A 5,982-nucleotide genomic window follows, 5' to 3' on the forward strand; every position below is an offset into this window, starting at 1 on the left:
GCAAAGCTGATGGTTACATCATCATTGGCATAACACCCGTATTCTGATTCCACTTCCCAGATAAGAACATAAGTTACTCCGGCCACGCCGGTAAATGTGCTGGTTGGGTTGTTGGGTTGGGCAATGTTACCGCCGGCGCCACTGTTTATACTCCAAACGCCACTGCCGCCCGCCGGCGGGGTGTTGCCTGCAAGGGTGGCAGTGGTTCCCGGCAGGTTCAACTGGTCGGGGCCGGCGTCGGCCTCCGGCAGATCAACAAATGTGATATTTATCCAATCTTCAGCGCTGGTGGTGCAAGGCGAAATTGGCGCTGCGTAGATGACAAAACTAACCCAACCTATTAAAAAATCTAAGTTTGAAGGAATGTAGGTAGCATTGAGTTGGTTGGGATTTTCGATTTCCCCAAATCCAGTCAATATAAACCATTCTACTGATGAAAAATGAAATCCGAAGGCATTCAATGGGACAAGTTCCCAAGAACATACGGTTGCATCCTCTCCGGCAGCTATTACCGGCGATCGCTCAATGAAAAGGTGCAATTGACCGGATGCCTGTATGGGAGGACAGGGTTGCGTGGTGGAAGCGGTCAAAATCAGAATAACGTGGCCGATTTCAATGTCGGAAGTCCCCGGGGTGTAAACGGGGTTCAGGGCAAGCGGGTCGCTGAAAGTACCATCGCCACTGGTAGTCCAGCCAATCAATGTGGCTGATGTTCCTATGGTTGCACCTGCTATCTGAAAACTCTCACCTTCGCAAATTATGGCTTCATCACCTACATACACTTCAGGTGCAGCGCAATTGATGGTCTGGAAACTCCAGAGCGGGCCTTCGGTGGCGTTGTCGTGGTCGTCGCGGGCAACCACTTTCCAGAAATAGATGGAAGAGTGAGTCAGCGGGTAGCTGCCCCAGGCCGTGCCGTCGGTGGTGAAATCTAATGGCGGGGGATTGTTGGTTCCAAGATAGAAATCATATAGCAGCGGGTCGCCTTCGGGGTCGGAACATGACCATTGAAACAAAACCTCGAGGGGCATATCCATGGCGCCATCGGGCGGCATGGAATAAACCGGCACATCAGGCGGGAAATTTTCAACCTGGTTTCCGCAGGTTTCAAACCATTCGGCTCCGTTGTAGTAGTTCAGGCAGTTGGTGGTGATATTGTAAATCTGCATCCCCACCGGCGGGTCTGGCAAGGCGTTGCGTTCATGCGTGGTCATCGTAAGCACACTCCCGGTGTAACCCGAAAACTGCGCATAGGGCACACTCAGAAACTGTGTAACGCCCATCACCTGAAACTCTTTACTTCCGGTGATGTCAATGGCCGTTTCGAGGTAGTGGCTGTTTTTACCCCATGCAACAGCGCCAAAACTGCCGCTAAGAGGCGTCCCCCGGCCAATCACCAGGTTTACCAGTCCAATGGTGTTGGTCGTCACATCATGATTTTCCTGATAGACCACCTCGCCATCGGGCGTACCCGAGCGGATGGTCATTTGGAGGGAGAGTTCCGTGTCGGGCAGGATATCGCCGTCGCCATCACGGATTACAGTTTGGTAATTGATGCCCTGAGGGGCTTGAGCCAGCAGGGAAAGGCTCATGAGAAGTGCTGTGAAGAGTAACGAGATCTTTTTCATAATTACTTGTTTTGGTGATTATTAAAATGTTGATTTAAAATTAGATTTTTAAAAATTATCATTACTGGTTCAATATTGCGGTGCTCCGCACCTTTACCCCCACTTTTGGGCATCTTTCTACAAAGATTTCGGTGCGCTGCACCTTGCATGCTATCTGGATGCCCATTTTGTTACAAAGATTACGGTGCTCTGCACCTTTGCTCCCATCTTTGTGCAGCCTTTCTACAAAGCTTGCGGTGCGCTGCACCTTTTTGGTTTTCAATTCAATTTTCATTGCTGTATCATTATCAAGCGGCAGCGCCGCGAAATATTTGTAACAAAACATCCATGTAACCTTTATCACGAGGTGCAGCGCACCGGAATATCAACATTTCCGATGGTTAGATTTCGTTGCTTCGCACCTTTGCTCCTGTTTGGAGACGCCATTTCTACAAAGCTTACGGTGCGCTGCACCTTTTTGAAGTCCAATTCAGTTATCATTGCTGTATCATTATCAAGCGGCAGCGCCGCGAAATATTTGTAACAAAACATCCATGTAACCATTATCAGAAGTGCAGCGCACCGGAATATCAACATTTCCGATGGTTAGATTTCGTTGCTCCGCACCTTTGCTCCTGTTTGGAGACGCGATTTCTACAAAGCTTGCGGTGCGCTGCACCTTTTTGATTTTCAATTCATCAATCATTGTCTCATTTTTATTTGTTTTAAGCGGCAGCGCCGCGAAATATTTGTAAAATAACATGCCCGTAAAATTTTTCAAAGGTGCGGCGCACCGAAACATTTATTCCCAATCCCTGACATCATCAAAAAATTCAAACAAATATTCATCCTTGTGTTCGATTTCATTGTTTTTCAATATGTTCAAATACTCTTCTCTGAATGTTTTCTTTTTGTGATGTGTTTCCTGATTCAGGATGTATTTAACAACTCTGTCCAATTGTGATTTTGAATTGGTAAATGAACCATATCCCTTTTGCCAGTCAAATTTGAAATTTGATAGCTCATTTTCCTTAATCCATTTATTGCTTGAAGTTTTAATTTCCTCGACCAATTTTGGGATCAGATGATTTAAATTGTACCCAATGAAAATATGTATGTGATCAGGCATTGTACCAATAGCAATTAGTTTATGCCCATGATTTTGAACAATCCCTGTAATGTATTTTTCCAGGTCGTTTTTCCACGGCTTTCTAATTAATGCGTTGCGATGTTTTACCGCAAAAACCAGATGAAAATAGCATTGTGAATAGGTATCGGCCATTTTAATCAAATTTTAATGTGTTCAATTTATTTACATTTCCGGTTTACTATTACGGTGCTCCGCACCTATGCTCCAATCTTTGTACAGCCTTTCTACAAAGTTTGTGGTGCGCTGCACCTTTTTGAAGTTCAATTCAATTTTCATTGCTGTATCATTGTCAAGCGGCAGCGCCGCGAAATATTTGTAAAATATCAGAACTTCGAGGTAAAGCTGCACCGCTTCTTTCAGGTTTTCAATAGCCTGCTTAACTGTTTTCCCGTGTGTATGACAACCGGGCAATTCAGGGCACCAGGTGTGAAATTCATTACCATCACGTTCAATTTCAAATGTTAGTGGATTCATGTTTATAGTATTATTTGTAACCGATTCTTTTTCGGTTGTTCTGTTCATTTTTCTGTTTGTCTTTTTCTAATAGATATCGAAGCGCCTGGTAAACATCATCAAATTTTTGGTCGTATTGCTTTTCCAATTCCATCAGTTTTAGTGTTAGGTCGTGATGGGTGAGGGCATATTTTCGCATAAACACAAAAGCCCTCACAATCTGGATGTTCACTTCAATTGCTTTGGAGCTATTAAGCACACTGGCAAGCATGGCAACGCCCTGTTCAGTAAAAGCAAATGGCATGTAACGGGTACCTCCGCGCTTTGAGGTCGCAAATTGCGTCCTCAAAGTATCATATTCCTGCCTGGTTAGTTCAAACATAAAGTCAACCGGGAATCGCTCAATATTCCTTCTGACGGCTTCTTTGAGCCTTTTGGTTTCGGTTTCATACATTTCGGCCAGATGGAAATCAAGCATGACCTTTTGCGACCTAACCTCATAAATTCGCTGTTGTATCTGCTGAAGCTGCATCATATTTCTTACTGCAATACCAGTTTTTTAAAGCTCATAAATTCGCTGTTTGCTATTTTTAGGAAATAAACCCCCTTCGGCAAGTGTGAAAGATCAAAGCTTTGCCAGTGGCCGTTTGGTTTTTTGTCAAATTCATAGATTTTGATGGCTTGCCCTCTGGCATCGAGCAGTTGGATTTGGGTTTTTTCCGGCCCAACGCTCATGCTCAAATTGAAAATGCCGGTTGTAGGATTAGGGTAAATGTTGATCTGATTGTCTGCTAATTCACTTACGCCAAGCGCTTGCAGTTTCAGGCTTTTGGCAGCCGACAATCCGTGAGGTGAAAAGTTGGCCATGTTTGGGAGTGCGGGATTAAAATCCACTTCCATGAGCAACTCTTCCCCGGTGGACTGCCGGTAAACTTTAAACTGGAACATTTCACCGTAATCAAAGCCCTCTTTTTCAGAAGAAATTTCTTCATTGCCAAAAGCAACCAAAGCCAGTCCTTCACCTGGTTGCGTTACTTCAACCTGTCCGGCGCAAAGCCCGTCGGGAGTGAAAATGCCGATTATATCGCCAGGCATTATTTCGGAAGTTGTCAGCGCTGCTGCCGGAAAAGCTACAACATGAGAGGCAGCGGTTGGATGGAGGTCGTTCTATGGTGTGTTGTTCACTAATTTAGCCGGTGGAGCCGGGGTGTATTTTGATTTTGCACAAGCCGGAAATGTTACCTGTCCCTCATCAGAAGCAGCAACAAAATAGGCTTTGCCGGGAATAAGATTTCCTAATGTGTTGATATTGTAAGCCGGCCAGTAGAGATTTACGCCAGCTACCTGCTTGACGATAGTCAAATCCAAAAAGTTGGAAAATAGTGTCTCCACCGGCGTTTCGCAGGCCACCAAAACCGGCAGCAAACTCCAGCCCTGCGGGATGGCAACCGTGGGATCGACAATTTTTGTACCGGTGAGGGTAAGATCAAAACCATTCAGCGTCTTAACCTTGTAACCAGTGCTGTAATCCCAGTTGCCAATTGTGTTGACGCCTGTTTCAGGCCAGTACATCTCGGTCATCGAAGCCAAGATGATGAGGTCGTTTTCCCAGGGAGAAAAAATCCCAACAACACCTTTGTTCAGCGGATCCACATAGCCGGAAATCCCACTCCAGCCCACAGGAATATTGAGGATTTGCTGAAGGTAAAAACTCCAGGGCTGCTGAAAACCCTGTGTGAGGATAACATCACCGCCAGTGAAGATTTCGATCACCGGCTCGCCGACAGTCCAACTCAAGGAAATGTTGTCATTTTCGTAATAGCCGCCGGAGGTGGCAATAACCTGCTGCGCATTAACCTGGTTGGCAATCATAACAAAACCAAGCACAGTAATGAGAATGGATAACTTTTTCATTTTTCAAAGAGGATTAGGTGAGTAAAAAAAATTGATTTCAAAGGTAATTTATTTTCATCATTACTAAAAAAGGGGTCAAATTTTGATGAAGAAGTAAAAGTTTTGATAGAAAATTAAGTTATAGAAATACAACAAGTTAAATTTTTTTTATCCGTTTACAAACGCTTACACCCGCTTAAGTCCGTTTACAAACGCAAGTAAATATTTATTAACCGAATCACCCCAATCCCCCACCCTATCTTTGCTTCATAATTTTTTACTTAATGTTTAACCATAAATTTTAAATGTCATGAAAAGCTTAAGAAACAGTGTTCAGTTAATTGGGAACCTTGGAATGGACCCGGAAGTAAAACAAGTAGCAAATGGTAACAAGATGGCCCGCTTCTCCCTGGCCACCAGCGAAACCTACAAAAATGAGAAGGGTGAAAAAGTCACCGACACCCAGTGGCACAACCTCATCATCTGGGGCGGACTGGCCGAAGTAGCCGAGAAGTACCTGAAAAAAGGAAAGCAGATCGCTGTCGAAGGCCGGCTCGAAACCAACACCTATGACGACAAGGAAGGCAACCGGAAGTTCTATACACAGATTGTGGTAAACGACCTGGTGATGCTGGGTAAAGAGAGCAACTAACCCTGACTTCCCTGAAAACCGAAGCCCGTTGGAGCAATCCGGCGGGCTTTTTTATTTCAAATTTTTAGGAGGCTCTCTAAAAAGTTGATTATTAGCACAGAGCGTTGAAAATCTATGAGGAAGACTTTTGAGACCGCCTCTTTATAATAAACTCTTCACTACCCTCTTCACCAATGTTCCTTTTTCACCACTTAGTTTAAACTGGTAAACTCCGGATTGAAGATCCG

Annotated in this window: 10 protein-coding genes; 1 reads left to right on the forward strand and 9 read right to left on the reverse strand. The window is 44.6% G+C overall.

All coding sequences use genetic code 11. The features are described from left to right. The 9 genes from IH598_02770 to IH598_02810 form a co-directional block, all read right to left on the reverse strand. On the reverse strand, positions 1-1,628 hold a 1,628-nt coding region (locus IH598_02770), incomplete at its 3' end, for a hypothetical protein (protein MBE0637421.1). A 61-nt stretch (positions 1,629-1,689) separates the two neighbouring features. Next, a complete protein-coding gene (locus tag IH598_02775; GenBank protein ID MBE0637422.1) occupies positions 1,690-1,953 on the reverse strand; it encodes a hypothetical protein in 264 nt (87 codons plus the stop codon). A gap of 14 nt (positions 1,954-1,967) precedes the next feature. Continuing rightward, the gene (locus IH598_02780) at positions 1,968-2,108 is read right to left on the reverse strand and encodes a hypothetical protein (GenBank protein ID MBE0637423.1); all 141 of its coding nucleotides are present in this window, start codon (positions 2,106-2,108) and stop codon (positions 1,968-1,970) included. 13 nt (positions 2,109-2,121) lie between these two features. Further along, positions 2,122-2,370: a hypothetical protein gene (locus IH598_02785; GenBank protein MBE0637424.1), complete on the reverse strand. Its 249-nt coding sequence runs from the start codon at positions 2,368-2,370 to the stop codon at positions 2,122-2,124. A gap of 39 nt (positions 2,371-2,409) precedes the next feature. Beyond that, the gene (gene tnpA / locus IH598_02790; protein MBE0637425.1) at positions 2,410-2,889 is read right to left on the reverse strand and encodes an IS200/IS605 family transposase; all 480 of its coding nucleotides are present in this window, start codon (positions 2,887-2,889) and stop codon (positions 2,410-2,412) included. 30 nt (positions 2,890-2,919) lie between these two features. Then, entirely contained in the window at positions 2,920-3,231 is a 312-nt protein-coding gene (locus IH598_02795) for a type II toxin-antitoxin system HicB family antitoxin (GenBank protein MBE0637426.1), read from the reverse strand. Between the two features lie 10 nt (positions 3,232-3,241). Continuing rightward, a complete protein-coding gene (locus IH598_02800) occupies positions 3,242-3,742 on the reverse strand; it encodes an ORF6N domain-containing protein (protein ID MBE0637427.1) in 501 nt (166 codons plus the stop codon). 8 nt (positions 3,743-3,750) lie between these two features. Further along, entirely contained in the window at positions 3,751-4,305 is a 555-nt protein-coding gene (locus tag IH598_02805; GenBank protein MBE0637428.1) for a T9SS type A sorting domain-containing protein, read from the reverse strand. A gap of 72 nt (positions 4,306-4,377) precedes the next feature. After that, positions 4,378-5,124, reverse strand: a complete 747-nt coding sequence (locus IH598_02810) for a hypothetical protein (GenBank protein MBE0637429.1) — start codon at positions 5,122-5,124, stop codon at positions 4,378-4,380. A gap of 289 nt (positions 5,125-5,413) precedes the next feature. Between IH598_02810 and IH598_02815 the strand changes: the two genes are divergently transcribed. Further along, positions 5,414-5,755, forward strand: coding sequence for a single-stranded DNA-binding protein (locus IH598_02815; protein MBE0637430.1), 342 nt, complete (start codon positions 5,414-5,416; stop codon positions 5,753-5,755). Positions 5,756-5,982: the final 227 nt, after the last annotated feature.

The sequence above is a fragment of the Bacteroidales bacterium genome, from assembly GCA_014860585.1.
In the GTDB taxonomy this organism is placed as follows: domain Bacteria; phylum Bacteroidota; class Bacteroidia; order Bacteroidales; family 4484-276; genus RZYY01.

What these genes read in the sequence shown, in the direction of transcription:
- IH598_02775 (MBE0637422.1), bottom strand. Translation starts at nt 1,953, where the DNA reads ATGTTTTGTTACAAATATTTCGCGGCGCTGCCGCTTGATAATGATACA.
- IH598_02780 (MBE0637423.1), bottom strand. Translation starts at nt 2,108, where the DNA reads ATGATAACTGAATTGGACTTCAAAAAGGTGCAGCGCACCGTAAGCTTT.
- IH598_02785 (MBE0637424.1), bottom strand. Translation starts at nt 2,370, where the DNA reads ATGTTATTTTACAAATATTTCGCGGCGCTGCCGCTTAAAACAAATAAA.
- tnpA (MBE0637425.1), bottom strand. Translation starts at nt 2,889, where the DNA reads ATGGCCGATACCTATTCACAATGCTATTTTCATCTGGTTTTTGCGGTA.
- IH598_02795 (MBE0637426.1), bottom strand. Translation starts at nt 3,231, where the DNA reads ATGAATCCACTAACATTTGAAATTGAACGTGATGGTAATGAATTTCAC.
- IH598_02800 (MBE0637427.1), bottom strand. Translation starts at nt 3,742, where the DNA reads ATGCAGCTTCAGCAGATACAACAGCGAATTTATGAGGTTAGGTCGCAA.
- IH598_02805 (MBE0637428.1), bottom strand. Translation starts at nt 4,305, where the DNA reads ATGCCTGGCGATATAATCGGCATTTTCACTCCCGACGGGCTTTGCGCC.
- IH598_02810 (MBE0637429.1), bottom strand. Translation starts at nt 5,124, where the DNA reads ATGAAAAAGTTATCCATTCTCATTACTGTGCTTGGTTTTGTTATGATT.
- IH598_02815 (MBE0637430.1), top strand. Translation starts at nt 5,414, where the DNA reads ATGAAAAGCTTAAGAAACAGTGTTCAGTTAATTGGGAACCTTGGAATG.